The sequence below is a fragment of the Paenibacillus sp. LHD-117 genome, from assembly GCF_030929555.1.
Classification (GTDB): Bacteria; Bacillota; Bacilli; order Paenibacillales; family Paenibacillaceae; genus Pristimantibacillus.
In genome coordinates this window covers 21,504-47,202 of sequence record NZ_JAVFVT010000017.1, presented here as the reverse complement: position 1 = coordinate 47,202, position 25,699 = coordinate 21,504, and the positions used below count along the sequence as shown (strand labels likewise).

Sequence of the window (25,699 nt, the reverse complement as noted above, 5' to 3'; positions counted from 1 at the left end):
GGCTGTCTAAGGTCATTGCATTGAGGGTCAACGCAAGGCGAGCGCAGGCGAGCTCTGGTCGGGAAGAGAGAGATGCCCAACGCAGGAATATACCGCAAGCGTCCGTTTCTTTTGAAAACCATGCTTTTGGTCAAACTAAAGGTAATCGAATCCCTTAGTTTGTGCATCAATTCACAAAGTCGGTGACGTGAAGCAGCTTTAGTTTCATGGCATGCAACGCGGCTGCCGGATTAGGCATAACGGGACGGAATGAGACTTCGGCAAACTTCGGCAACGAGCTGCCGAAAGTACTCATCCCTCATAAGAGGAGAGGATCTATCGTGGAAGCACTGGCACTTGAGCGCAAGGCGGAACAGAACCGCGAGCTGCGCGAACGGCTGATGCAATTGAAGAAGGAACGCAACGCCATCATTCTTGCTCATTATTATCAACGCGACGAAATTCAAGAGGTAGCGGACTTCCGCGGGGACTCGTTCCTGCTGGCGCAGAAGGCCGCGCAGACGGATGCCGATGTTATCGTATTCTGCGGCGTTCACTTCATGGGCGAAAGCGCGAAAATATTGGCGCCGAACAAAACGGTCATCATTCCGGACGAACGCGCGGGCTGCCCGATGGCGGACATGGTTAACGTCGATGGTCTTCGCAAGCTAAAAGCGCAGCACCCGAACGCAACAGTCGTCACTTACATTAACTCGTCGGCCGAGATCAAAGCGGAGACGGATATTTGCTGCACGTCGGCCAATGCCGTCAAGGTCGTCAACTCGGTCGAAGGCGACGAAGTCATCTGGGTGCCGGACAAGAACCTGGGCCATTACGTACAGCAGAACACCGACAAAAAAATGATTATTTGGGAAGGATACTGCAACACGCACGACATGCTCACCGTCAAAGACGTAGAAGAGATGAAGGCGAAGTATCCAAACGCGCAGTTCGTCGTGCATCCGGAATGCCGTCCGGAAGTCGTGGAATTAGGCGATTTCGTCGGCAGCACGACCGCGATCATCAAATATTGCAAGGAATCCGATTGCCAAGAGTTTATCGTCGGCACGGAAGACGGAACCGGCTACCAGCTTCGTCTGGACAGCCCGAACAAGACGTTCCATTTCGCATCCAAATATTTGGTCTGCCCGAACATGAAGGTCAATAATTTGAAGAAGCTCGTCAAATGCCTGGAGACGATGCAGCCTCAAATTTACGTGCCGCCGCATGTCGCGGAGCAAGCCCGCTTGTCGCTCGAGCGCATGCTGCAGGTGAAGTAGCATGCGCTGCTTCCTTGTTACGAGAAGAATGACCAAAGCTTAGACGCGAATGCGGGAGGCGCACTTATGATTCCTAGATACTTGATCGACGTGGAGCTGGACAAGCTGCCGGTCGTGGATAAAGATGTCATCGTCATCGGGGCCGGCATTGCCGGTCTTTTTACCGCTATACGTTCAAGCGAGCAGCATTCGGTTCTCATGATCACGAAGAAGTCGCTGCTCGACAGCAACACGCGTTACGCGCAAGGCGGCATCGCCGCCGTCATTTCGGACGAGGATTCGCCGGCCTATCATCGCCAAGACACGTTGATCGCGGGTGCGGGGCTTTGTTCCGACGAGGCGGTGGACGTGCTGGTGCATGAGGGGCCGAAGGGCGTCCGCAGCTTGATTCGGATGGGGACGCAGTTCGATCTCGAGAACGGCGAATTCGCCTTGACCAAAGAAGGCGCTCACAGCCAGCGCCGCATTTTGCATGCCAACGGAGACGCGACTGGCTACGAGATCGTCCGCGCGCTGTCGGAGAAGGCGGTATCTACGCCCGAGATCGAAGTATGGGACGATCATTTCGTCATCGACCTCGTTACGGAGGACGGCGTTTGCTGTGGCGCGATCGTGCAGAAGCTGAGTGGGGAACGTTTGTTCGTAAGGGGCAAGGCAACCATTCTGTGCTCCGGCGGCGCCGGCCAATTGTATCGGTATACGACGAACCCGGAGGTGGCGACGGGCGATGGTGTTGCCATGGCTTACCGCGCAGGCGCTTACATACGGGATCCTGAATTTATTCAGTTCCATCCGACATCGCTCTGTTATCCGGGAGCGCCGAGATTTCTGATCTCGGAAGCGGTGCGCGGCGAAGGAGCCGTACTTCGCAATATCAAGGGCGAGCGTTTCATGCATAAGTACCATGAGCAGCTGGAGCTGGCGCCGCGCGACGTCGTGGCCCGCGCTATCGTAAGCGAGATGGAGGAGACGCGGTCGACCTTTGTCTATATCGATATTACGCATGAACCGGCGGAGATGGTGAAGCATCGTTTTCCCACGATATATGAAACCTGCCTGAAATACGGGCTCGATCTGACCTCCGACTGGATCCCCGTCGCGCCTGCGATGCATTATATGATGGGAGGCGTAAAGACGGATCTGAACGGGGAAACCAATATTAAGCGGTTGTTCGCCTGCGGCGAAGTGTCGTCGACGGGGGTTCACGGCGCCAATCGGCTGGCGAGCAACTCGCTGTCCGAGGCGATCGTCTTCGGACGCCGCATCATTAAGCGCATCGAGGAGCTGCCGCCGCTCGACATTCGGCCAAACGTCGTCAGCAAAGTGGCGCGCAGTTCCGTGTCCATGCAGGCTGTAGTGGAGCGGAGACTCAAGCTGCAGAAAGTCATGGTTCGTTATGCCGGACTTAGGCGTGACGAGAGCGGCTTGCGCAAAGGGCTGGACGAGCTGAGGCGGCAATTGCCGATCTTCCAGGCGACGCTGACGGAGCGGGAACAATACGAATTCGCGAATCTGCTTACTTGCGCGCTGCTGACGACGGAGGCGGCGCTGCAGCGGGAAGAAAGCCGCGGAGCGCACTACAGGGAGGACTTCCCGGCGAAGGACGATCTCCAGTGGCGCAAGCATACGATTCTGCATTATACACAAGGCATAACCGAGGAGCGGATTGAACATGTTTGAATGGACGACGGGCGGATATGACGAGGCTCTCCGGAGCCAGATCAGAAGCTGGCTGGCCGAGGATATCGGAAGCGGCGACATTACGACGGAGACGACGATCCCCGCGGAATCGCAGTCGAAGGCTGTTATCCACGTAAAGGAGAACGGCATCATTGCGGGTATTCCCGTGGCAAAGCTGGTCTTCGAGGTCGTGGATCCGTCCCTCGTCTTCACGGCTTTGGTCCAGGACGGAGACAGGGTGACGAAGGGCACGGTTATAATAGAAGTGGAAGGCCGGACGCACAGCCTGCTGACCGGAGAGCGGATTGCGCTTAATCTCATGCAGCGTCTATCGGGCATTGCCACCAAGACCAGCGCGTTCGTCGCGAAGCTGCAAGGTCTTTCCGTGCGTCTCGTCGATACCCGCAAGACGACGCCGGGGCATCGGCTGTTGGAGAAATACGCGGTCCGGGTCGGCGGCGGCGCCAATCATCGGTTCGGCTTATACGACGCCGTTATGATCAAAGATAATCATATCAAAGGCGCCGGCAGCATCACGGCGGCCGTTCAAGCATCACGCAGCCGAATTCCGCATACGATGAAGATCGAAGTGGAAACGGAATCGATCGAGCAGGTGGAAGAGGCGCTCGCTTGCGGCGCGGATATCATCATGCTGGACAATATGGGGAACGAGCGTATGACGGAAGCGGTGCAGTTGATCAAAAGCCGCTCTCCGCATGTCATCGTCGAAGCATCCGGCGGCGTCAATCTGGACACGATCCATGGCATCGCCGCTTGCGGTGTGGACGTTATCTCGGTCGGGGGACTCACCTACTCGTTCAACGCGCTGGACATCAGTCTCGATCTGGGCGAGAAGAAGGGTGGAACGGCGAAATGATTTTGGTCATCGACGTTGGCAACACTAATATCGTTCTTGGCGTCTATAAAGGTAAGGAGCTGCTTCACCATTGGCGCCTCAGCACGAACCGTTCCGCTACCGTAGACGAATATGGAATCAACATCCATAACCTCTTCAGCTACGCCGGCATCAAGACGGAGCAGATCGAGGGCGTTATTATTTCCTCCGTTGTTCCGCCGCTGATGCGGACGCTGGAGCAGCTTTGTCTGAAATACGTGCGCAAGGCGCCGGTCATCGTTGGTCCCGGCGTGAAGACGGGGCTCAACATCCGGTACGAGAATCCGAGGGAAGTCGGCGCGGACCGGATCGTCAACTCCGTGGCCGGCATCGAGAAATACGGTACGCCGCTCATTGTCGTCGACTTCGGTACGGCGACGACCTTCGACTATATCGACGAGGGGGGCAACTACCTCGGCGGCGCAATCGTGCCGGGCATCGGTATCTCGACGGAGGCGTTGTACCAGCGGGCGGCGAAGCTGCCTCGCATCGAGCTGGCGAAGCCGAAGAGCGTCATCGGGCGCAATCCGGTCACGTCGATGCAGGCGGGAATTATTTTCGGCTACGCGGGGCAAGTTGACGGTATCGTGGGCAGAATCAAAACCGAATTCGGCGTGAAGCCGCGTGTTATCGCGACGGGCGGGCTTGCGGAGCTGATCGCCGCCGAATCGGATACGATAGAAGAAGTGGATCCTCTACTGACGCTGGAAGGTCTTCGAATCATTTACGAACGGAATCAGGAGGGGCATTAATCATGGAGAAGCAAAACGATATGCTGGTGCGCGGGACGGCTTGGGGCGGCAAAATTCGTGTGTTCGCATGCCGCACGACCAATCTGGTGGAGGAGCTTCGGCGACGCCATGACACGTTCCCGACGGCGACCGCGGCGCTTGGCCGCACGCTGTCCGTGGGCGCGATGATGGGGGCGATGCTGAAGGGCAAGGAGAAGCTGACGATTCAGGTGAAGGGCGACGGACCGATCGGGCAAGTCGTCGTGGACGCGAACGCGGACGGCGAGGTGCGCGGTTATGTCGAGCATCCGCAGGCGCATCATGGCAGCAACGAGCGCGGCAAGCTGGACGTGGCTGGAGCGGTCGGCTCCACCGGTTATTTGCACATAACGAAGGATCTCGGGCTGAAGGAGCCTTACCGCGGCAGCGTACCGCTCGTATCGGGCGAGCTCGGCGAGGACTTTACGTATTACTTTGCCGTATCGGAGCAGACCCCTTCCGCGGTCGGAGTGGGCGTGCTGGTGGAGAACGACAATTCCGTGCTTCACGCGGGCGGATATATCGTGCAGCTGTTGCCGGGTCTGACCGATGGCGAGATTACGCGGCTGGAGCAAGCGATCTCCGGCATGCCGCCGGTAACGGCGCTATTGGCGCAAGGCGAAAGTCCGGAGGATTTGCTGAAATGGGTCGTCGACGATGATGTCGTTATCCACGACGCGATGGATCTCGTATTCAAGTGCCACTGCTCGGCGGAGCGCGTGGAGCAGACGCTGATCAGTCTGGGGCAGAAGGAATTGGAAGGCATTATTCAAGAGGACGGCAAAGCGGAAGTCGTATGCCATTTCTGCAACGAAACGTACACCTTTGAACGGGCACAGCTGGAGCAGCTGCTCGAGCAGGCGAAACCGAAGCCGGTCCAGTAACCGGAGGCCAAGGGGAACATGAGAAGAGTAGAAGTGCTGAAGGCCGTCGTCATCCTTCAAGCGATCTGCCTGATTGCGCTAACGGGGGCGGTCATCGTGAAGATGTGGCCGCAGGCGTTTGGTAGAGGGAACGAACAGGCGGACTCCGTTCCGCCTAAGGATAGAGACGGGGACGAAGCCGTTGCTACCGTCGGAGGCAAGGAAATTACGCGGCAGAAGCTGACCGAGGAGCTGTACAAACAATACGGGGATGCCGTCCTGCGCACGCTGATGCTTCGCGAGGCGATGGACCGGGAAGCGGCTGCGAAGGACATCAAAGTAACGCAAGAGGAACTTGACCGCGAACTGGCAGCGTCGGCCGAAGGCTACGAGAGCGAGGAGCGGTTTTTTACCGTTATGAAGGAGCAGCTTGGTTTAAGCAGGGAACAGGTGCTTGACGATATGCGGTATAGGCTCTTGCTGGAGAACATAACGGCGGCCACGGTTCCGATCTCGGACGCCGAGGTGACTGCTTATATCGAGGAACATCCGGAACAGTTCGCGCCAAAGTCCGAATATCATCTCCGGTGGATCGTTACCGATACAAGGGAGCTAGCAGACGAAGTGATCGAAAAGCTGGAAGGCGGGGACGAATTCTCCGAGTTGGCGAAGTCGTATTCGCTGGACGAATTTACGAAGGAATCAGGCGGAGATCTCGGATTTATCGAGGCGGACGATCCTTTTTACGATAGCGGGATGCTTGCCGAAGCGGGTCTGCTGTCCATCGGGGAAACGGCGGGGCCGATCGCGATGGAATCCGGATATGCCGTCATTCAGCTAATGGGTCAAAAATCGACGGCTGGCCTCGCGGGACAGCGACTGCAGGACGTCGTCCGCAAGCAGCTGGCGCTGGAGCGGGCGAAGCCGATGACCGAGATCGAGGATGAGCTGCTCGTCCGTTACGACGCCGTTATTGTGAAGTGAGAAAACCTATGTAAAGCCGGTAAGCGCTTGTAAAGTGGCTATTGACAACGGAAGCTTGAGATTGATAAGATGGAATAAGCAGAATACCAACTATTTTAGTCGGAATAAGGAGGCTTTCCACTCATGGCAAGAATTGTGCAAAGCGTAACAGAACTTATCGGCGATACACCATTGGTTCGTTTGAACCGTCTAGTACCGGAAGACAGCGCGGAAGTTTACGTCAAGCTGGAGTACCAGAACCCGGGAGCAAGCGTGAAGGACCGCATCGCGATCAGCATGATCGAAGTCGCGGAGCAAGAAGGCGTACTGAAGCCAGGCGATACGATCGTTGAACCGACTTCCGGCAATACCGGCATCGGTCTTGCGATGGTAGCGGCAGCGAAAGGTTACAAGGCGATTCTGGTTATGCCGGAGACGATGAGCCTTGAGCGTCGCAACCTGCTTCGCGCTTACGGCGCGGATCTCGTTCTGACGCCAGGATCGGAAGGCATGAACGGCGCGGTTCGCAAAGCGGAAGAGCTTGTGAAGGAGAACGCCACTTACTTCATGCCGCAGCAATTCAAGAACCAAGCGAACGTGAAGATCCACCGCGAGACGACTGGGCCAGAAATCGTGGAAGCGATCAACTCCCTCGACGGCAAGCTGGACGCGTTTATCGCGGGCATCGGCACCGGCGGCACGATCTCCGGCGCTGGCGAAGTGCTGAAGAAGAACTTCGACGGCATCAAGATCTACGCGGTAGAGCCAGCGGCTTCCCCACTGTTGTCTGGTGGCAACCCTGGACCGCATAAGATCCAAGGCATCGGCGCCAACTTCGTGCCGGACATTCTGAACCGCGAGATCTATGACGGCGTCATTACGATCGAGAACGAAGAAGCGTTCGAGTACGCTCGTCGCGCGGCGAAGGAAGAAGGTATTCTGTGCGGCATCTCCTCCGGCGCGGCAATCAGCGCGGCTTTGAAAGTAGCGAAGGAGCTGGGCAAAGGCAAGCGCGTCATCGCGATCGTGCCGAGCAACGGCGAACGTTACCTCAGCACACCGCTCTTCAACTTCGAAAACTAAAGGTAATTCAAAAAGTCCAATTTTGATCACGAAGCTTATCGGGAAGCGTATTCGACATCGAATCTTGAATTCAACCGGAACTAAGCGAATGCTTACGAAGTATGTTTCCTCTGGAAACATTGCAGGTGTTCACGTAGCCTCCAGCTACGCTCCGCTCCTCATTTCCTAGCTTCTTTCAACCTTCTCGGTGCTGAAAACCGGACTTTTTGAACTTGATCTTAATTAGCGGCTTCACCGCCTAGTTAGGCCTCCCATTCCGCGGAATGGGGGGCGCTTTTCTTTTTGGTTGCAATTCGGTATACTAGGCGCAACTAACAAGAGATCAGATCGGGGGGGCGATGGTGATGTTCACCGCTTGGGAAGAGTGGCTACGGTGGCGCGCCGAAGAGAAATATACGACGCTGCCCTGCGTGCTGGAGCTGCCCTATCAGCCTCACGGGGGCGAGATCATCGCCTCTTGGGAGGAAGTATGGCAGGATGCGTCGCCTTACGCGTTCGTGCTAGAGAGCGGGAAGGTCGGCAGCTTCACGTATCTCGGCGTACATCCGGAGGGCGTCATCCGAGGCAAAGGCCTTGAAGCGGAATCGATGGCGTTCTTGTCCATGGAGGAGCAAGCCATCGGCCGCAAGAAGTGGAAGGGCAAGCCGCTCGACATCGTGCGCAAATGGATGGGCGATTGCCGCGGTCCGAGGTTGGAAGGCGGGCCGAAGTGGCTTGGCGGCTGCGCGGGATTTTGGAGTTACGATATCGTTCGTACGATCGAGAAGCTGCCGGCTTACGCGGCGGACGACACGGAAATTCCGGATTACTTGTTCATGCGGATGAACGAGCTGTGGGTGATCGACCACGAGCGATCTGTCGTCTATTGCGTCGTTCATAGTCCGATCGAGATCGACGCGTCGCGGGAAGCGCTCCGGGAGATTTACGACCGCGCGGTTTCTCGTGCCGAAGGGATGGCCGACTATTGGCTCACCTGGTTCGAAGAAGAGAAGGCGGCGAATCGGGCGGATGCGCTGCGCGAGCGCCGGAAGTCGCTGATGGAGAAGGACACGCTGCAGATTAACGTCGAGGAGCTGGAAGGGCTGTTTTCTCCGTTCACGAAGGACGCGTTCATGGATGCCGTTCGGGCGATACAGCAATATATCGGGCAAGGCGACGTGTTCCAGGTGAACCTCTCCCAGCGGCAGAGCCGAAGCGTTGAAGCATCTCCCGAAGAGCTGTACGAATGGCTCAGGCTGTTCAACCCGTCGCCTTACATGGGCTTCCTGCGTTGTCCGGACTTCCAACTCGTATCGGCGTCGCCGGAGCTGCTCGTGGAGCTGAACGGCAGACGGCTCGGCACGCGGCCGATCGCGGGTACGAGGCGCAGAGGGCGCACGGAGGAAGAGGATTTGCGCTTCGAGGAGGAGCTGCGGACGAACGAGAAGGAACGGGCCGAGCATATTATGCTGGTCGATCTCGAGCGCAACGACTTGGGCCGCATTTCGAGGTACGGCACGGTTCAAGTGAAGGAATTAATGGTCGTCGAGCGGTATTCGCATGTCATGCATCTCGTATCGCAGGTGGACGGCGAGCTGGCGGAAGGCAAGGATGCGTACGACGTCATCGCCGCAACCTTCCCGGGAGGCACGATCACGGGAGCGCCCAAGATCCGCACGATGGAGATCATCGAGGAGCTGGAGCCCGTACGCAGAGGGCCGTACACGGGATCGATGGGATGGATTGACTATAACGGGGATATGGAATTTAATATTATTATTCGAACGATGGCGGTGCAGGACGGAACCGTGCATATCCAGGCGGGCGCGGGCATCGTGATCGACTCCGATCCGGAACGCGAATATTACGAGTCTCTAAGCAAGGCGAAGGCGCTGTGGAAGGCGATTCAGTACAGCCAGCGGTTCGCGGCAGAGGAGAACGCTTAAGGGGGAAACGAAACATGATACTAGTCATCGACAACTATGATTCGTTCACGTACAACTTGGTGCAATACTTGGGCGAGCTCGGCGAGGAGATCGTCGTGAAGCGGAACGACGAGATTGACCTGGTAGGGATTGAATCGCTCAAACCGGACCATATTCTCATATCGCCAGGCCCTTGCTCCCCGAACGAAGCGGGTATCAGCCTATCGCTGATCGACCATTTCAAAGGCAAGATTCCGATCTTCGGCGTCTGCCTCGGCCATCAGTCCATCGGACAAGCGTTCGGCGGGGATGTCGTGCGGGCGGAGAAGCTGATGCACGGCAAGACGTCCCAAATCCAACACGACAGCAAATCGATCTTCGAGGGCATGGAGTCTCCGTTCACCGCGACGCGTTACCATTCGCTGATCGTGAAGAAAGAGACGCTTCCGGATTGCCTCGAGATCAGCGCGGAGACGGCCGAGGGCGAGATTATGGGGCTCCGCCACAAGGAATACGCGATCGAAGGGGTGCAGTTCCATCCGGAGTCGATCATTACGGATCACGGTCATACGATGCTTCGCAACTTCCTGCGCCACACGGCCGGCACGCTGCAGCGATGAACGTATGGCTGAACGGTAGGATTGTAGATGGTGGGGAAGCCGTGATCTCGGTATACGATCACGGCTTTTTGTACGGTCTCGGGTTGTTCGAGACGTTCCGGACGTATGGCGGAGAGCCATATCTGCTAGAGCGTCATCTGGAACGGCTGCGCTCCGGCTGCGACGAGCTGGGCATTCCGTTCGACATGGAAGGCGCCGAGCTGCGCTTGCGGGTCAGGGAGCTGCTGGCCGTCAACGGGCTGGCGGACGGCTACGTCAGGCTGACCGTAAGCGCGGGCGACGGCGAGCTCGGATTGCCGGCCGGCGATTACGCCCGCCCGACTGTACTGTTGCTCGTGAAGGCTTTGCCCGCAACGAGCGACGAGACGCTCCGGCGCGGCAGGGAGCTGAGGCTGCTGCGGACGAGGCGGAACACCCCGGAGGGACAGGTCCGGTTCAAATCGCTTCATTATATGAACAATATTTTGGCGAAGCGGGAGATGTTGGGTCTGACGCGGGGCGAGGACAGAGCAGCTCTGCGATCGGATCCCGATGCCGTGCGGCAACTGACCGAGCATGGAGCGGGAATGTCGCAGCCTGAGTCTGGTGCAGAACCGCAACTGCCCGAGCGTGGATCGAATTCGGGTCAGCTAGCACCAAGTGGCAATCGGGTGCAGGACGCCGAAGACGTCGACCCGCTGCTGTCGTCGCATTCCGCTGCATCGGAAGGACCGTCACCTATGGTTGCCGATCAAGAGCAGGCTGTCTCCAGCCTCCCTTCGCCCGGAGCCGAAGGCCTGATGCTGAGCCGTGAAGGCTGGCTCGCGGAGGGCATCGTCAGCAATTTGTTTTTTTTACGGGACGGAACGGTCTGCACGCCTTCCATCGCAACGGGCATTCTGCCCGGCGTGACTCGGGCACGGGTTTTGGAGCTTGCGCAGGAATCGGGCTGCAAGGTCGAAGAAGGCTTGTATTCGTGGGAGGAGCTGCTGGAGGCGGATGAAGTGTGGTTGACGAATTCGATTCAGGAGCTTGTGCCGGTGACGGTGCTGAGCGATTGGGACGGATTCGAACGGAAGGTTGGCGGCGGAGAGGCGGGTCCCCTGACCATGCGCCTGCTCGCCATGTATCGAGCCGATACCGGATCGGCAACACTGTAACCAAGTAATTGGAGACTGGCGATGAATGGCGGGCGGTAGCTCGCAGATGTGTTTTTTGAGCTAACGGACACCACAGTCGTTATTGCCAAAAAATAAGGCAATGTTGGAATCTAACAGACCGAGGGAGGCTGTCGATTTAATGTGGACAACACTTGTCGACTCCAATCGTCGTGCTAGTGGCCACGAGTCGTGTGTTAGATTCTGTAACGGTTGTCAGTGAGGCTAAATGCGTCTTTTGGGCTGGTTTGAAATTATAACGGTTGTGGTGGAGCTTATTTGGCACTAAAACGGCATAATGGGGCTGATTTCGATGAAATAAGCTCGCTGGCAACCCTTACAATTTTGGGAATGGCGTTTAAGACGAAATAAGCGCACTGGCAACCGTTAGAAGCGGGTGGAAAGCCCCCACATACCAACCTGAATTCCCATCAAGCAGAAAATCAAATTGTTCACAATGAATCGACAGCCTCCGAGGAGCCGTTATTCACCCCTAATTGCGTAAAAACAAGAGTAAATTTGCGCTTTAAGGTCCGCTCAGACCGTTACAATATGAAGAGGGACAATAATGTCCCGATAACATCCCTGAGGTCCGTGGAATGGGAAGCAGAGGATGAGCGCGAGGACGACAAGTCTCGTCCATAGCGAACAGCTTGAAAGCGATCGAGCTTATTGGAGCGTTTAGGGACAATAATCGACAGCCTCAGAAGGGATGGAAGAGAGATGGACAGCATGAACCGAGCCGAAGGACAGGCGCCAACGAAGCCAATACAAATGCAATCTGCCCCGGGCGCCCCGCCTATCACAAAGGCGTCACCGCAAAGGCCTACCTATTGGCAGCGAACCTATGACCTGGACGGAAGCGGAAACGTGAAGCTGTCGCTGGGAGAGCGGACGCTGATCATGGGCATCTTGAACGCAACGCCCGATTCCTTCTCGGACGGCGGCCGATATATGGACGTAGAAGCGGCAGTCGCCCATGCCCGCAGCATGGTAGAGCAAGGCGCAGACATTCTGGACATTGGCGGCGAGTCGACCCGCCCGGGCTTCGCCGCCGTCAGCGCGGAAGAAGAGATCGGCCGTGTCGTGCCGGTCATCGCGGCGGTGCGAGCCGCGCTGCCGCATATCCCGCTATCGATCGATACCTACAAAGCGTCGACCGCCCGGGCCGCCCTGGAAGCAGGCGCCCATATCATCAACGACATCTGGGGTCTCAAGGGCGACCCCGACATGGCCGCCGCGGCGGCGGAGTATGGCTGTCCCGTCATCATCAGCCACAACAGGCATGCCCGGGACTACAACGACTTCGTCCCGGATGTGCTCGCCGATCTGCACGGCAGCATCGGCATCGCGCGGGCGGCTGGCGTCGCCGAGGACCGGATCTGGCTCGATCCCGGCATCGGCTTCGCCAAAACCTACGAGGACAACCTCGAGCTGCTCGGCCGCCTGCAGGAACTGACGGCGCTCGGCTACCCGGTGCTGCTCGGCACCTCGCGCAAGCGGTTCATCCGGCAGGCGCTGGATCTGCCGGTGGACGAGGTCGCCTGGGGAACGGCGGCGACCGTCGCCCTCGGCATCGCGCACGGCTGCCAGATCGTGCGCGTGCACGACGTGCGCGAGATGAAGCTCACCGCGCTGATGACGGACGCGATTCAATACTTGAATCGCTGAACCGGCATCGTCCTATCGATAGAAGGAGTGAAAGACATAATGGATCTCATGAAAGTGATCGGAATGCGCTTCTATGGTTATCACGGCGTATTTCCAGAGGAGAATAAGCTGGGACAACAATTTTATGTCGACCTCGAGCTGAGCATGGACCTTGATCGAGCGGCGCGAACGGACGACTTGGACTATACCATTAACTACGCGGAGCTTCACGCGTTCACGAAGGAGATTGTGGAAGGCCCGCCGTTCAAGCTCATCGAAGCGCTGGCCGGCCACATTGCATCGCGTGTGCTGGAAGCTTATACTATGATCAATGAAGTGACCGTTCGAGTGACGAAGCCGCATCCGCCGTTCGAGATTCACTTCGACGGCGTGACGATCGAGCTGCGGAGAAAGCGGGACGGACATGGCGCAACAGTACGAGCATAACGCATATATCGCGCTCGGCTCCAACTTGGGAGACCGAGAGGCGCATCTCATGCGCGCCATCGCGGAGCTGGACGCCCAGCCGGGCATCCGCGTCACGCAAGTCTCGGGCATCTACGAGACCGACCCGGTCGGCTATACCGATCAGCCTGCTTTCCTGAACATGGCGGTCGCGGTGAGCACCGCGCTGCAGCCGCTCGACCTGCTGCGCACGCAGCTGCGTTTGGAGAGCCTCCTCGGGAGAATTCGACACGTACGTTGGGGACCAAGAACCATTGACCTTGATCTCCTCCTATACGATAATGTCAGAATGGATCAAGAGGAGCTGACGCTGCCGCATCCGCGCATGATGGAACGGGCTTTCGTGCTTGTTCCGCTGCATGATGTGATATCGAGTTCGCATCCGCTGCATGAGCAGGTGTCCACGACATCCGTTGCGGCGCTTCAGGCAGGAAAGGATGGCATTACCTTATGGAAAACAATCAATTGGCGCAGCGCGTCAGAGCCTTCAGGAAGCTGAAGGGCTACACACAGCAGGAGCTGGCCAAGGAGCTGGGCGTTTCGGTAGCGGTGCTTGGATCGCTGGAGCGCGGTACGCGCAAGAACGACCCTAAGCTGCTGCATCATATCGCGAAGACGCTTGGCATCAGCTACGAAGAACTGATGACGATTAAGGAGGAGTAAGGAAGCGACATGCTGAAAATCGGAGACATCGAGATGAAGAACAGAGTGGTGCTGGCGCCGATGGCAGGCGTGTGCAACCCCGCTTTTCGCTTAATTGCGAAAGAATTCGGAACCGGCCTCGTCTGCGCCGAGATGGTGAGCGACAAGGCGATTCTGCACGGCAACAAACGCACGATGGAAATGTTATTCGTCGATGAGCGCGAGAAGCCGCTTAGCCTGCAAATTTTCGGAGGGGACCGCGAATCGCTCGTGGAAGCCGCGAAGGTCGTAGACAAGCAGACGAACGCCGATATTATAGATATTAACATGGGCTGCCCGGTGCCGAAGGTCACCAAGTGCGACGCGGGAGCCCGCTGGCTGCTCGATCCGAACAAGATTTACGAGATGGTATCCTCCGTCGTGGACGCCGTAGATAAGCCGGTCACGGTCAAGATGCGCATCGGCTGGGACGACGAGCACGTATTTGCCGTCGAGAACGCCAAGGCGGTCGAGCGGGCCGGCGGCAAGGCGGTCAGCGTTCACGGGCGTACGCGCGAGCAGCTGTATACGGGCAAAGCCAATTGGGACATCATAAAGGATGTCAAAAACAACGTTTCCATTCCTGTCATTGGCAACGGCGACGTCTTCTCGCCCGAAGACGCAAAGCGCATGCTGGATACGACCGGCGTGGACGGCGTCATGATCGGACGGGGCGCGCTCGGCAATCCATGGATGCTGTATCGCACGATTCAGTACCTGCAGAACGGCGAGCTGCTCGGAGACCCGACGCCGCGCGAGAAGATGGAAGTCGCGATCCTTCACCTCGACCGCCTGATCGCGCTCAAGAACGAAGCGGTCGCCGTGCGCGAGATGCGCAAGCATCTGGCCTGGTACCTGAAGGGCTTGCCTGGCGGCGCGCGCGTCAAAGACGTCATCATGGAAGAGACGGACCGCGACCGGATGGTGTCCATCCTGGAGACGTACATCGCATCGCTCGAAGAAGCCGCGGACGAAATTCCAGCCGCCGCTTCCGTCCGATCGAACGATGATTCCGCCGAGGAAATCATGCATTAAACCGGAATTGAATACGACGTTTCAGCGGTTATTCGACACTCGTCGACAGTAACCGCTTTACGTCGTCATTGGGTTACGAGACTAGTGAGAATAGCTCACACCGAATCGTTTGTCTTTGATTGACATTCGGGAAACCATGCAATATAATCGTGCAATATAAATCAAACTTCTTCATAAAAGAATGCGCTTTATTCGGGATAGGTCTGACGGATTGAATGCGTAATATATTAGGTAACAGTGAATTCATACACGGTATGAAAATTAGTCACACGACAGGAGAATCGGAAAGATGAACGATAAGCAAATCATTCTGACTCAAGACGGGCTCAAGAAGCTTGAAGAAGAGCTCGAGAATCTAAAGTCGATCAAGCGTCGTGAAGTTGCCGAACGGATCAAGATCGCAATCGGCTACGGTGATATTAGCGAGAACTCGGAATACGAGGACGCGAAGAACGAGCAAGCTTTTATCGAAGGCAGGATCATTACGCTTGAGAAGATGCTTCGCAACGCGCGAATTATTAATAATGACGACATTGACATCGATACCGTAAGCATCGGTTCGATCGTAACGGTGGAAGACCTGGAGTTCGGCGATACGATGGAATACGCGATCGTCGGCACGGCGGAATCCGATCCGCTCCAGAATAAAATTTCGAATGAAAGTCCCGTAGGCAAAGCGATCCTCGGCAAGAAGAAAGGCACGGTCGTTGAGGTTAACGTGCCCGCGGGAATTATCCAATATAAAATCGTCGATATCAAGAAATAAGGTGCGCGAGCGCCGATTTCGAAAGCTTCCTAGCAGGAAGCTTTTTGATCGTTTATACGTTCATGCGAAATAAAGGAGATGAATGCAGTGTCGGAACATCAGAACAACGAGAGCAACGAGCAGGAGCTGAGCGAGCTTCTGCAGATTCGCAGAGACAAGCTGGATGAATTGAGAGGACTCGGCGTGGACCCGTTCGGCCAGAAGTTCGAGCGGACGCATCATGCCAAGGATCTTCTTCAGAAATATGAAGGGTTCAGCAAGGAAGTGCTCGAGGAGCAGGCGGTCAAGGTCAGCATTGCCGGACGGATCATGCAGAAGCGCGGCATGGGCAAAGCTGGCTTCGCACACATTCAAGACCTCTCCGGCCGGATTCAAATCTATGTGCGCAAAGATACGGTGGCTGAACATAAGTTCGCGGCGTTCGATCTGCTCGATATCGGCGATATCGTAGGGGTGCAAGGCGTCGTGTTCAAAACAAACACGGGCGAGGTGTCCGTCAAAGCGCTTGACGTCGACGTGTTGACGAAGTCGCTGCTTCCGCTGCCGGACAAACATCACGGCTTGAAGGATGTCGAGCTTCGTTACCGCCAGCGTTACGTCGACCTGATCGTGAACCCGGACGTGCAGCAAACCTTTATAACGCGTTCACGCATTATCCAATCGATGCGCCGTTATCTCGATTCCCTCGGCTATCTGGAAGTGGAGACGCCGACGCTCCATTCCATCGCGGGCGGCGCCGCAGCACGTCCGTTCATTACGCATCATAACGCGCTGGACATGCAGCTCTACATGCGCATCGCGATCGAGCTTCACTTGAAGCGTCTGATCGTAGGCGGCCTGGAGAAGGTGTACGAGATCGGACGCGTATACCGCAACGAAGGCATTTCGACACGGCATAATCCCGAATTCACCATGATCGAACTGTATGAAGCGTACGCCGACTACAAAGATATTATGGCGCTCACCGAGAATCTCATCGCGCATATTGCGCAAGAAGTGCTCGGCACTACGAAAATCAACTATCAAGGCCAAGAAGTGGACCTGACGCCGCCATGGCGCCGCGTCACGATGGTAGACCTCGTGAAGGAAATCACGGGCGTCGACTTCGGTGTCGAGATGACTGACGCCGAGGCGCATGCGCTGGCCAAGGAGCACAAGATCCCGGTCGAGCCGCACATGACGTTCGGCCATATTCTGAACGCGTTCTTCGAAGAGCGCTGCGAGGCGACGCTGATCCAGCCGACGTTCGTCATGGGCCATCCGGTCGCCATCTCGCCGCTGGCGAAGAAGAGCGAAGCCGATCCGCGCTTCACGGACCGCTTCGAGCTGTTCATCGTGGCGCGCGAGCATGCCAACGCCTTCACCGAGCTGAACGACCCGATCGACCAACGCGAACGCTTCGAGGCGCAGCTGGTTGAGAAAGACCAAGGCAACGACGAAGCGCATGAGATGGACGACGACTTCATCCGCGCACTCGAATATGGTATGCCGCCAACCGGCGGACTCGGCATCGGCATCGACCGCTTGGTCATGCTGCTCACCGATGCGCCTTCCATCCGCGACGTGCTGCTCTTCCCTCATATGAGGGAGCTTCGCTCGGGGGAATAATAGTTGTTATTGCGCGCAAGACCGCTTAGCCGATTTGGCTGAGCGGTCTTATTTTTTTTGCATGCAGCCGGCTTATGTCTGCCTCCCGGAACCCGAGCGCTTCCGATTTGATGCAGAAATGAGGGTAAGCGGTAGAGTCCTCCGGAATGAGTCCAGAGAATTATTTCTTAAGACCTCCTGCCGATGCTCTAGTCGTAAGACATTGGTCACAAAAAACTGAACGAAATCTGAAACAAAAGCTAGTAAAACGTTTACATAGCCAATTATTTACTTTACCACCAAGGAAAATCTAATATATACTAGTAATTGTTGAGGTAAAAAATCGTCGTCCGCTGTCTATGAGTGCCGAAAATACTAGAATGATGATACATTTTGTGTCTTTTGTCGTGGGCCCTCGGCTTTGGTTGCCGATTTTCTGTTAGGGAGTGTAGTCAGCATGATAGACATCCATACGCATATTCTTCCCGGAATCGATGATGGCGCCGCAAGCATCGAGGACGCTCTGGACTTGGCTCGCGCGGCAAGCCAAGAAGGAATCACGGCGCTCATCGCAACGCCGCACCATGCCAATGGGACGTACATGAACCCGGCGGGCGGCGTGATTCGGCTAGTAGACGAGTTAAATGAAAGGTTGACGGAATCGGGTATCCCCGTCTCCGTCCACACCGGTCAGGAGATCCGCGTGCATGACGATCTGCTCGATGCCTGGCATCGCCATGAGCTGCTTACGATGGCTGGCTCCAAATTCGTGCTCTTAGAAATGCCTTCGTCCCGGATTCCGAAGGGAATGCCGGATCTTGTGCATGAGCTTGCGATCATGGGCCTCTTGCCCGTCATTGCCCATCCGGAGCGCAACGCCGAGGTGGTGCAGCATCCGGAACGGCTAGAGGAGCTCATCGATCTCGGCGCATACGCGCAGGTCACTACCCATTCTCTGCTCGGAGGATTCGGCAAGCGAATCGAACAAGCCTCTTGGGAGTTCCTGAAGCGCGGAAACATCCATCTGGTCTCTTCCGATGCTCATCATGCGCTGCGGCGCGGTTTCCGCATGCGCGAGGCATACGCGGCCATCGAGAGGACGATGGGAGCGTCATGGACAGCGTATTTGCAAGCGAATGCCGCAAACGTCTTGGAGGACAAGCCTTTCGGCGAGCAACCTCCGATGGCCGTATCATCGGCATCCAAAGGCGCGGTTAAGAAGCTGTGGTCCGCCCTGTTCGCCAGATAGACCCGAACGATTAGGTTTTATTAGCCGTTCGCCCATTGCCGGCGAATGCACTATTACTAATATAGAGGTGATTGAAAGTGACATTAAGAAGAAAACTAGCGATTACGACAATCGCGACCAGCGTAGCGATGTCCGCATTCGCGGGAATTCCTCTCAGCAACAAGGGGTTGGCTGAGAAGCTGGGATTTGATGGAGTGGCTTATGCGGCTGCGGCTTCATTCCCAAGCTCAACGGTAACGACGAAAGTAACAGCGCTTCGTGCTGCACTTATCGAGACAGGCGGCCTGGGTGCTGTCCAAGCGCTTCGTGCGGCCATTAACGGCATTCCGAACAGCACCAAAGGAGCAATCGCGCAACCCATCGTCGAGAAGTTTATGAAGGATATCGAAGTAGGTGAGCAACCCGCGAAAAGTGCCGTACTGAAAAATCTATTCGTAGACGCGTTAAGCTTGACCTATGATCCGAATCTGACGGATCTGGAGGCGCTCCGCCTTGCATACAACCAAGAGCTTAGCGAGTATGCGGCTGCGGCAGGTGTTAGCGATCTGACGGTCGAGGATATCGTAAGCTACTTCATGCTTGCGCAAGAAGAAGCGATGGATATCTTGGAGTCCAAAACGCTTACGCAATTGGCGGCGCTTCTAACCGATCCGGAAGGCTTCAACGAACTGTTCGAGCAAGCATTGGCGAACATGCCGGCGGGAACTAATCCGGTAAAAACGGTATTCCTTTATTACGGGATAACGACGGAAGACGTACAATCGACCATTTCGGCACTCAAAGCTGCGGTGAACAATAACGAGACGTTCTTGAATGCTGCCCTTGCTCTGTTCGCGGCTTATGAAGAGATGACTGACATCGACACGCCGCCGGTAACGGGGCCTTCGACTCCTCCTGTCGTAGAACTGCCAGCTTCCGTAACCGAACTGAACAAGAAGCTTGACGAACTAAAAGACAAGCTCGCAACCGCATCTGACGAAGAGAAAGCGGCGCTTGTTGCCGCGGCCGTTCAGGAAGCTCAAGCCGTTGTGGACAAGCTGTCTAACTTGGCGAGCACGGTAACCGTCGAGAATGGCAAAGCGACGCTGAAGCTGGACGAGAACAAAGCGTTGTCCGCGATCGCGGGTATCGCGGCAGCGGCAGCAGCTCTGCAAGCTGCGACAGGCGAGAGTCTGCCTGCTCTTAACGTGACCATCGACTTCGGCGATGTGGCAGAGGACAATGCCGAGATCGGTCTCTCGGAAGCCGTTATGCAGCAAGCGGCGAGTGCAGGTCTTACGGGCATCTCCCTGAAAGTCGGCGGGTTGACGGTTGGATTGCCAGTCGGAGGCACATTCTCCAAGGCAGTCGACTTCTCGATCAACAAGTCCGATGCAAGCGAAGAAGTAACGGGCGGTCAACAAGCCGTTTCCCAAGTGTACGACTTCAACCTGACGGTTGGCGGAGTAGCAACAACATCGTTCAGCCAGCCTATTACGATTAGCATCCCGCTCGGCAACACCGAAGGCGTAGACACGGAGCTGTTATCCGTTGCCAAGATCGTCGACGGCAAGCTGCAGATCCAAGGCGGCAAAGTCGAAGGCAATTCCATTGTCGAGTCCCGTGATCAATTCTCTTCCTATGTCGTCGTCGAGAACAAAGTATCGTTTGGCGATACGGCAGACGTAGAGGCATGGGCCGGTCGCGCCATTGAAGTCATCGCCGCCAAAGGTGCAATCAACGGCAAAGCAGAAGGTGTATTTGACCCGTCGGCTAACGTAACGCGCGCTGAATTCGCGAAGATGCTGGTGCATGCCCTTGATTTGGATAACATTAATGCCAAAGAAAGCTTCACAGACGTGAAAGCCGGCGATTGGTTCGCACCTTACGTTGCCGCTGCATCCCAAGCGGGCATTATTAACGGCCGTTCGGCCAAAACCTTTGATCCGTACGCATCCATTACGCGCGCCGAGATGGCGACAATGGTCGCCCGCGCGCTTAAAGCGGTTCATGGAACGGCTGATGTTGCCAACGTGAATGCGGCGCTGGAAGGTTTCTCCGACGCCGGCGCCATCTCGGAATCCTTGAAGCAAGGCGTTGCGTTCGCGGCTAACCATGAGATCGTCGTTGGCAACAATGGCCAATTCGCGCCGAATGCCAGTGCAACCCGCGCTCAAGCGGCCGTTATCATTTACCGCGCGTTTAATTTCGAAGCTTAAGAAGGACTAATATTCTTCTGTTTTACTAAATAAGGAAAATAGTCCTAAAGAACAGTAACAAAATCTTCCTCCCATGTGGATGGGAGGGAGATTTTTTTGTTAAATGTGTAAAATTGTCCCGATTTATGAGTTAATATGAGGTTATTAATAGTTCTCAAGGCATGACAGAACGTTACATCTTATGCCTAATGGAGGAGTAATAAGTGTCTAACGAACTAGATCTTCGGCAGTACATGGCCATTATACGCAAGCGGCTTCCGTTCATTCTCATTCTAGTGCTTCTTAGCTCCGCGATTGCGGCAGTGTTCAGCCTTTTCTTTAAGGATCCGCTATACGAAGCCTCGACGAAAATCATCGTCAACCAGACCGCGTCGCAGCTTGCGACGGGACAACTGGATCTCAACCAAATCAATACGAACATTCGCATGATTGATACATACAAGGAAATTATCAAAACGCCCGCAATCCTGGACAAGGTTGCGGAAGGCTATCCGGAGCTTGGATTCACGGCCGAGGAGCTTGCAAGCATGATTAAAGTCAGCTCCGTCAACAATACGCAAGTCATGACACTGGTCGTCCAGGACACGCAATATCGCAAAGCAGCCGAGACGGTGAACGCCGTATCGAACGTGTTCCGCAAAGAGATCCAGCATATTTTCAAAGTGGAGAACGTGTCCATCCTGAACGAAGCAAACTTGACCGATCAGCCAAGTCCGGTATCGCCGAACGTGCCGCTGAACATCGCCATTGCATTCGTCGTCTCCCTCATGCTTGCCGTAGGCATCGTTTTTTTACTCGAATACTTGGACGATACAATCAAGACGGAAGCGGACGTAATGGAATATCTGGGCCAGCCGACGTTAGCCATGATTTCTAAGATGAATCCGGAGGATGTAACCAACAGCCAATCGAGAAGAGCGACCAAACCCTACAAGGCAGGTGAATTAGAGCGTGTCACGATCGAAAAATAAACGCCAGCTCATTACGCTGACGAACCCGAGGTCGCCGATCTCGGAATCCTACAGGGCGCTCCGCACGAACATCGACTTCTCCTCGATCGACGAGAAGCTGCAAGTCATCATGATATCGTCCGCGGGTCCCGGCGAAGGGAAAACGACGACCATCTCCAATCTGGCGATTGCCTACGCCCAGTCGGAGCGGAGAACGCTCCTCATTGACGCCGACTTGCGGAAGCCGACCGCCCATCACACCTTCTCCGTATCGAACCGGTGGGGGCTGTCGTCGGTCATTTCCCAGCAGTGTTCGCTGGAGGAGGCCATCCAGATGTCGAATATCCCGAACCTGGATATCGTCACATCGGGAACGATCCCGCCGAACCCGGCGGAGATGCTTGGCTCCAATCGTATGGCGGCGACGATCGAGCAGCTTAGAGAGCTCTACGACGTGATCCTAATCGACACCCCGCCGCTGCTGGCTGTCACCGACGCGCAGATCGTGGCCAGCAAGTGCGACGGAGCCATCCTGGTCGTGGACCAGGGCAAGGTGAAGCGTGACATCGGCAAAAAAGCGATCCAGAACCTGCAGGCCGTGAACGCCCGCATCCTCGGGGTCGTGCTGAACAATGTGAAGCGCAAGGCGAACGAAGAAGCTTATTACTATTATTACGGGGCTCAGGAATAATCGGGCAACGGTACGATGCAAGATCATTCATTGTTGTGATGCCGGGAGGGATTTGGGAATGAGCATGCGGAGAAAAAATGCCATCATACTGGTGGTCGATATCCTTATCATCTGGACTGCAGTCGTGAGCGCATATCTATTCCGCTTTAACGGAGACATCCCTTCCGGCTACGCAGCTCAAATGGTTATGTTCGCGCTGGTCTCGACGATGACGTGCAGCATAAGTTTCGCCTACTTCAGGATGTATAAGCGGATGTGGCAATACGCCAGCATTGGCGAAATTATTTCTTTGATTCAAGCCGTTCTGGCTGGGATGATCATCTCTTATGGATTGACCTATCTGATCGATGGAGACCGGGTGCCATTGTCCATCACGACAAGGACGGTGGAGACCATGCTGCTGTTTATGGGCGGATCCCGATTCCTATGGCGTTTAATCCGAGTTAACAGGTCAGTCAAGAATGAAATGAAGACGAATATTTTGGTCGCCGGGGCAGGAGATTGCGGGGCATTAATCGCCAAAGAAATCATGACCAATCGCAGTTTTAGCCAGAGCAAGCTCGTCGGATTTATCGACGATGATCCGCATAAGCGGCGGATGCAGGTAATGGGGTATCCCGTGCTTGGGAATCGCAACGATATTGCGGCTATCGTCAAGCATCATCAAATCCACGATATCGTGATTGCCATGCCTTCATCAAGGCGAGCGGACATTTCCGACCTGATAAATATCTGTATACTGTCAGGCGCCAAGGTCAAAATCATTCCGGCCATCGACGATATTATTACGGGCAGGCTGGCCATTCAGACCTTGCGGAACGTAGAGGTTGAAGATTTGCTGGGAAGAGAGCCGGTCAAGATCGACATGAATGGCATTATGGACTACGTCACCGACAAGGTGGTGCTCGTGACGGGCGCAGGCGGGTCGATCGGCTCGGAACTTTCCCGCCAAATTGCCACTTTCCAGCCCAAGAGACTACTACTACTCGGTCATGGAGAGAACAGCATCTACACCATCGAGATGGAGCTGAGAAGCAAGTTCCCTCAGGTTTCGTTGGAAACGATTATTGCCGACATCCAGGATCGAAGCCGAATAGACGAGGTGTTCCGGCAACTGAGGCCTCAGGTCGTGTTCCATGCAGCGGCGCACAAGCATGTTCCCTTAATGGAACGCAACCCGTCCGAAGCAGTCAAAAATAACGTGTTCGGCACGAAGAACGTTGCCGACGCGGCGGACAAGCATCAAGCAGAACGATTCGTAATGATCTCCTCCGATAAGGCAGTCAACCCTACAAGCATCATGGGAGCGACGAAACGAATCGCGGAGATGTACATCCAAAGCATAAACGTCGCAAGCCGCACGCAGTTCGTAGCCGTACGCTTCGGTAACGTGCTCGGAAGCCGAGGAAGCGTCATTCCAAGATTCAAGGAGCAAATTGCGGCAGGAGGGCCAGTAACGGTAACCCACCCGGAGATGGTTCGGTACTTCATGACCATACCGGAAGCCGTTCAGCTTGTCATTCAGGCCGGGGCGTTCGCGCAGGGCGGGGAAATCTTTATTCTGGACATGGGCAAGCCGGTCCGTATTCTGGATCTGGCCAAGGACCTGATTCGAATGTCCGGATTGGAACCGGATGTTGATATTCCGATTCGCTTCAGCGGATTGCGGGAAGGCGAGAAGCTGTACGAGGAATTGCTTACCGAAGCGGAGGCTACAACAGCGACGCAGCATGAGCGCATCTTCATAGGTAAACCTCAGCTGATCGATCGTTCGGAGCTTGATCTCAAGTTGCGGCAATTCGAGAAAGTATTTGGCGCTGAGCCTGCTGCAGTAAAGGCAGCGATTGAACAGTTGGTTCCATTCTATGTACAAGTACATGTTGAATTTAGACCAGAGCATGTCGAACAGCATGAACGGAGGGCGATATAAATGCGTCAGCGTAAGAAGAAAACAAAAACTTGGAAAAAGATCTTGATATGGGCAGCATCGGTTATCGTAGTGCTCGGCGTTGCCGGTCTATTCGCGGCCAACTATGCGATGGACAAGATGATTGCTCAATTGTCTGAAAGTTTGGAAGATGAGCTGTTGGAGGATGTGGTGGCCGAAGTGGATCCGCAACCTTCTGGCACAGGAGACACTTCGTCGAACGAGGGCGGAACGGATGAACCCCAGCAGCCGGCGGAAGGAACTCCCGACTCGGAAGTAAATTCCGAGACGAACGATGACGGTAAAGCGACGAATCAAGAACCGAACAATAATACGACTGGCGAAGAGATGGCTTCATCGAATTCCGGTACGAACGAATATAGCGCGGAGATATCCACGGACAAAGCCAAGGATGTACAGGAGAAGATTACCGTAAACGAGAAAGCGAAGCTGGCATCCGTTCTGCTTAAAGAATTGAGCGTGGACGACATCAAGGCGCTTCAAGAGCTTGCAGGCGGCGGATTGGGAATAGACGAAAAGAAAGAAGCGCGCACATTGATTCTGGAGAAATTATCGCCCGAACAATATGACGAATTAATTCAGATTGCCAAGAAATATGGCATGAGCCAAGGTAAGAGCTACGCGGAAGTGTCGCAGGAATAACGTTTAAGAGACAAGAGTGCAATCAGGGGGAGTGTTTGGAGGATGTACTTGCGAATAAAAAGGCTAGGAGATATCGTCCTCTCCTTGATCGGACTAATCTTGTTATCACCCATTTTACTGCTACTGGTTATCGCTATAAAGCTAGACACCAAGGGTCCTGTACTCTTCAAGCAAAAGCGTGTTGGGATTCACAAAACTCATTTCTATATCCTTAAATTCCGTACCATGCGCATTGACACGCCAAAGGATACGCCGACTCATCTGCTGAAAAACCCTGAACAGTATATAACGGCAGTAGGTAAGTTTTTGCGCAAAACGAGCTTGGACGAGCTGCCACAGATCTTGAACATCTTTGTCGGTCATATGAGCATCATCGGTCCCAGACCGGCGTTATGGAACCAGCATGATCTGATCGCGCTGCGCGATAAGGTGGGCGCAAATAATTTACTTCCTGGACTAACCGGCTGGGCTCAGATTAACGGACGAGATGAGCTCCCTATTGAAGTAAAGGCAAAGCTAGACGGAGAGTACGTTAAGAAGATCGGCGTTGCGATGGATGTAAAGTGCTTCGTCGGAACCATTGTAAGTGTTGTTAAGAGTGATGGTGTTGTTGAGGGTGGGACAGGTAGTGTTGGCAAACAAAAAGTGGCTAGCATTAAGTAGT

24 protein-coding genes are annotated in these 25,699 nt (G+C 55.3%); all 24 read left to right on the top strand.

The window, feature by feature from the left end; all coding sequences use genetic code 11:
- The first annotated feature begins 320 nt into the window (after nt 1–320).
- The 24 genes from nadA to RB620_RS14735 all read left to right on the top strand — a co-directional run bounded on the left by nadA (nt 321) and on the right by RB620_RS14735 (nt 25,698).
- A complete protein-coding gene (nadA, locus tag RB620_RS14850; protein ID WP_308095636.1) occupies nt 321–1,259 on the top strand; it encodes a quinolinate synthase NadA in 939 nt (312 codons plus the stop codon).
- Between the two features lie 66 nt (nt 1,260–1,325).
- Complete coding sequence (gene nadB / locus RB620_RS14845) at nt 1,326–2,939, top strand: L-aspartate oxidase (RefSeq protein ID WP_308095518.1); 1,614 nt, start codon at nt 1,326–1,328, stop codon at nt 2,937–2,939.
- Nucleotides 2,932–3,816 carry a carboxylating nicotinate-nucleotide diphosphorylase gene (gene nadC, locus RB620_RS14840; RefSeq protein ID WP_308095516.1) on the top strand — a complete coding sequence of 295 codons (885 nt, stop codon included), beginning with the start codon at nt 2,932–2,934 and terminating at the stop codon, nt 3,814–3,816. The genes nadB and nadC overlap by 8 nt, the downstream gene beginning before the upstream one ends.
- A complete protein-coding gene (locus tag RB620_RS14835) occupies nt 3,813–4,586 on the top strand; it encodes a type III pantothenate kinase (protein ID WP_308095515.1) in 774 nt (257 codons plus the stop codon). Before nadC ends, RB620_RS14835 begins: the two co-directional genes overlap by 4 nt.
- Before the next feature lie 2 nt (nt 4,587–4,588).
- Complete coding sequence (gene hslO / locus RB620_RS14830) at nt 4,589–5,488, top strand: Hsp33 family molecular chaperone HslO (protein ID WP_308095513.1); 900 nt, start codon at nt 4,589–4,591, stop codon at nt 5,486–5,488.
- Nucleotides 5,489–5,506: 18 nt separating this feature from the next.
- Nucleotides 5,507–6,451, top strand: coding sequence for a peptidylprolyl isomerase (locus RB620_RS14825; RefSeq protein WP_308095512.1), 945 nt, complete (start codon nt 5,507–5,509; stop codon nt 6,449–6,451).
- A 123-nt stretch (nt 6,452–6,574) separates the two neighbouring features.
- Nucleotides 6,575–7,513, top strand: coding sequence for a cysteine synthase A (cysK, locus tag RB620_RS14820; protein ID WP_308095511.1), 939 nt, complete (start codon nt 6,575–6,577; stop codon nt 7,511–7,513).
- Nucleotides 7,514–7,857: 344 nt separating this feature from the next.
- On the top strand, nt 7,858–9,438 hold the full coding sequence (locus RB620_RS14815; protein ID WP_308095510.1) for an anthranilate synthase component I family protein: 1,581 nt from the start codon (nt 7,858–7,860) through the stop codon (nt 9,436–9,438).
- Between the two features lie 14 nt (nt 9,439–9,452).
- The gene (gene pabA, locus RB620_RS14810; protein ID WP_308095508.1) at nt 9,453–10,037 is read left to right on the top strand and encodes an aminodeoxychorismate/anthranilate synthase component II; all 585 of its coding nucleotides are present in this window, start codon (nt 9,453–9,455) and stop codon (nt 10,035–10,037) included.
- Complete coding sequence (locus tag RB620_RS14805; RefSeq protein ID WP_308095507.1) at nt 10,034–11,176, top strand: aminotransferase class IV; 1,143 nt, start codon at nt 10,034–10,036, stop codon at nt 11,174–11,176. The genes pabA and RB620_RS14805 overlap by 4 nt, the downstream gene beginning before the upstream one ends.
- 771 nt (nt 11,177–11,947) lie before the next feature.
- Nucleotides 11,948–12,844, top strand: a complete 897-nt coding sequence (folP, locus tag RB620_RS14800; protein WP_308095635.1) for a dihydropteroate synthase — start codon at nt 11,948–11,950, stop codon at nt 12,842–12,844.
- A gap of 39 nt (nt 12,845–12,883) precedes the next feature.
- A complete protein-coding gene (folB, locus tag RB620_RS14795; protein WP_308095505.1) occupies nt 12,884–13,270 on the top strand; it encodes a dihydroneopterin aldolase in 387 nt (128 codons plus the stop codon).
- Nucleotides 13,248–13,787, top strand: a complete 540-nt coding sequence (gene folK / locus RB620_RS14790; protein WP_308095504.1) for a 2-amino-4-hydroxy-6-hydroxymethyldihydropteridine diphosphokinase — start codon at nt 13,248–13,250, stop codon at nt 13,785–13,787. Before folB ends, folK begins: the two co-directional genes overlap by 23 nt.
- Complete coding sequence (locus RB620_RS14785; RefSeq protein ID WP_308095502.1) at nt 13,739–13,951, top strand: helix-turn-helix domain-containing protein; 213 nt, start codon at nt 13,739–13,741, stop codon at nt 13,949–13,951. Before folK ends, RB620_RS14785 begins: the two co-directional genes overlap by 49 nt.
- A 9-nt stretch (nt 13,952–13,960) precedes the next feature.
- On the top strand, nt 13,961–15,004 hold the full coding sequence (gene dusB, locus RB620_RS14780; RefSeq protein WP_308095500.1) for a tRNA dihydrouridine synthase DusB: 1,044 nt from the start codon (nt 13,961–13,963) through the stop codon (nt 15,002–15,004).
- A gap of 289 nt (nt 15,005–15,293) precedes the next feature.
- On the top strand, nt 15,294–15,770 hold the full coding sequence (greA, locus tag RB620_RS14775) for a transcription elongation factor GreA (protein WP_308095498.1): 477 nt from the start codon (nt 15,294–15,296) through the stop codon (nt 15,768–15,770).
- Between the two features lie 87 nt (nt 15,771–15,857).
- Nucleotides 15,858–17,378 carry a lysine--tRNA ligase gene (gene lysS, locus RB620_RS14770; RefSeq protein ID WP_374121412.1) on the top strand — a complete coding sequence of 507 codons (1,521 nt, stop codon included), beginning with the start codon at nt 15,858–15,860 and terminating at the stop codon, nt 17,376–17,378.
- 436 nt (nt 17,379–17,814) lie between these two features.
- On the top strand, nt 17,815–18,606 hold the full coding sequence (locus RB620_RS14765) for a tyrosine-protein phosphatase (protein ID WP_308095494.1): 792 nt from the start codon (nt 17,815–17,817) through the stop codon (nt 18,604–18,606).
- Between the two features lie 77 nt (nt 18,607–18,683).
- On the top strand, nt 18,684–20,804 hold the full coding sequence (locus RB620_RS14760; protein WP_308095492.1) for an S-layer homology domain-containing protein: 2,121 nt from the start codon (nt 18,684–18,686) through the stop codon (nt 20,802–20,804).
- 203 nt (nt 20,805–21,007) lie between these two features.
- Complete coding sequence (locus RB620_RS14755) at nt 21,008–21,775, top strand: YveK family protein (RefSeq protein ID WP_308095490.1); 768 nt, start codon at nt 21,008–21,010, stop codon at nt 21,773–21,775.
- Entirely contained in the window at nt 21,756–22,445 is a 690-nt protein-coding gene (locus RB620_RS14750) for a CpsD/CapB family tyrosine-protein kinase (protein ID WP_308095488.1), read from the top strand. Before RB620_RS14755 ends, RB620_RS14750 begins: the two co-directional genes overlap by 20 nt.
- A 58-nt stretch (nt 22,446–22,503) precedes the next feature.
- Nucleotides 22,504–24,375 (top strand): polysaccharide biosynthesis protein, encoded by a 1,872-nt coding sequence (locus tag RB620_RS14745; protein ID WP_308095486.1) that lies wholly within the window; start codon nt 22,504–22,506, stop codon nt 24,373–24,375.
- A complete protein-coding gene (locus tag RB620_RS14740) occupies nt 24,376–25,035 on the top strand; it encodes a hypothetical protein (RefSeq protein WP_308095484.1) in 660 nt (219 codons plus the stop codon).
- Between the two features lie 42 nt (nt 25,036–25,077).
- Entirely contained in the window at nt 25,078–25,698 is a 621-nt protein-coding gene (locus RB620_RS14735; protein WP_308095482.1) for a sugar transferase, read from the top strand.
- Nucleotide 25,699 lies beyond the last annotated feature (1 nt).

Bases quoted from the DNA above. Each gene is read 5' to 3' on its own strand.
- nadB (WP_308095518.1), top strand. From the start codon at position 1,326: ATGATTCCTAGATACTTGATCGACGTGGAGCTGGACAAGCTGCCGGTC.
- nadC (WP_308095516.1), top strand. From the start codon at position 2,932: ATGTTTGAATGGACGACGGGCGGATATGACGAGGCTCTCCGGAGCCAG.
- RB620_RS14835 (WP_308095515.1), top strand. From the start codon at position 3,813: ATGATTTTGGTCATCGACGTTGGCAACACTAATATCGTTCTTGGCGTC.
- hslO (WP_308095513.1), top strand. From the start codon at position 4,589: ATGGAGAAGCAAAACGATATGCTGGTGCGCGGGACGGCTTGGGGCGGC.
- RB620_RS14825 (WP_308095512.1), top strand. From the start codon at position 5,507: ATGAGAAGAGTAGAAGTGCTGAAGGCCGTCGTCATCCTTCAAGCGATC.
- cysK (WP_308095511.1), top strand. From the start codon at position 6,575: ATGGCAAGAATTGTGCAAAGCGTAACAGAACTTATCGGCGATACACCA.
- RB620_RS14815 (WP_308095510.1), top strand. From the start codon at position 7,858: ATGTTCACCGCTTGGGAAGAGTGGCTACGGTGGCGCGCCGAAGAGAAA.
- pabA (WP_308095508.1), top strand. From the start codon at position 9,453: ATGATACTAGTCATCGACAACTATGATTCGTTCACGTACAACTTGGTG.
- RB620_RS14805 (WP_308095507.1), top strand. From the start codon at position 10,034: ATGAACGTATGGCTGAACGGTAGGATTGTAGATGGTGGGGAAGCCGTG.
- folP (WP_308095635.1), top strand. From the start codon at position 11,948: ATGCAATCTGCCCCGGGCGCCCCGCCTATCACAAAGGCGTCACCGCAA.
- folB (WP_308095505.1), top strand. From the start codon at position 12,884: ATGGATCTCATGAAAGTGATCGGAATGCGCTTCTATGGTTATCACGGC.
- folK (WP_308095504.1), top strand. From the start codon at position 13,248: ATGGCGCAACAGTACGAGCATAACGCATATATCGCGCTCGGCTCCAAC.
- RB620_RS14785 (WP_308095502.1), top strand. From the start codon at position 13,739: ATGGAAAACAATCAATTGGCGCAGCGCGTCAGAGCCTTCAGGAAGCTG.
- dusB (WP_308095500.1), top strand. From the start codon at position 13,961: ATGCTGAAAATCGGAGACATCGAGATGAAGAACAGAGTGGTGCTGGCG.
- greA (WP_308095498.1), top strand. From the start codon at position 15,294: ATGAACGATAAGCAAATCATTCTGACTCAAGACGGGCTCAAGAAGCTT.
- RB620_RS14765 (WP_308095494.1), top strand. From the start codon at position 17,815: ATGATAGACATCCATACGCATATTCTTCCCGGAATCGATGATGGCGCC.
- RB620_RS14745 (WP_308095486.1), top strand. From the start codon at position 22,504: ATGAGCATGCGGAGAAAAAATGCCATCATACTGGTGGTCGATATCCTT.
- RB620_RS14740 (WP_308095484.1), top strand. From the start codon at position 24,376: ATGCGTCAGCGTAAGAAGAAAACAAAAACTTGGAAAAAGATCTTGATA.
- RB620_RS14735 (WP_308095482.1), top strand. From the start codon at position 25,078: ATGTACTTGCGAATAAAAAGGCTAGGAGATATCGTCCTCTCCTTGATC.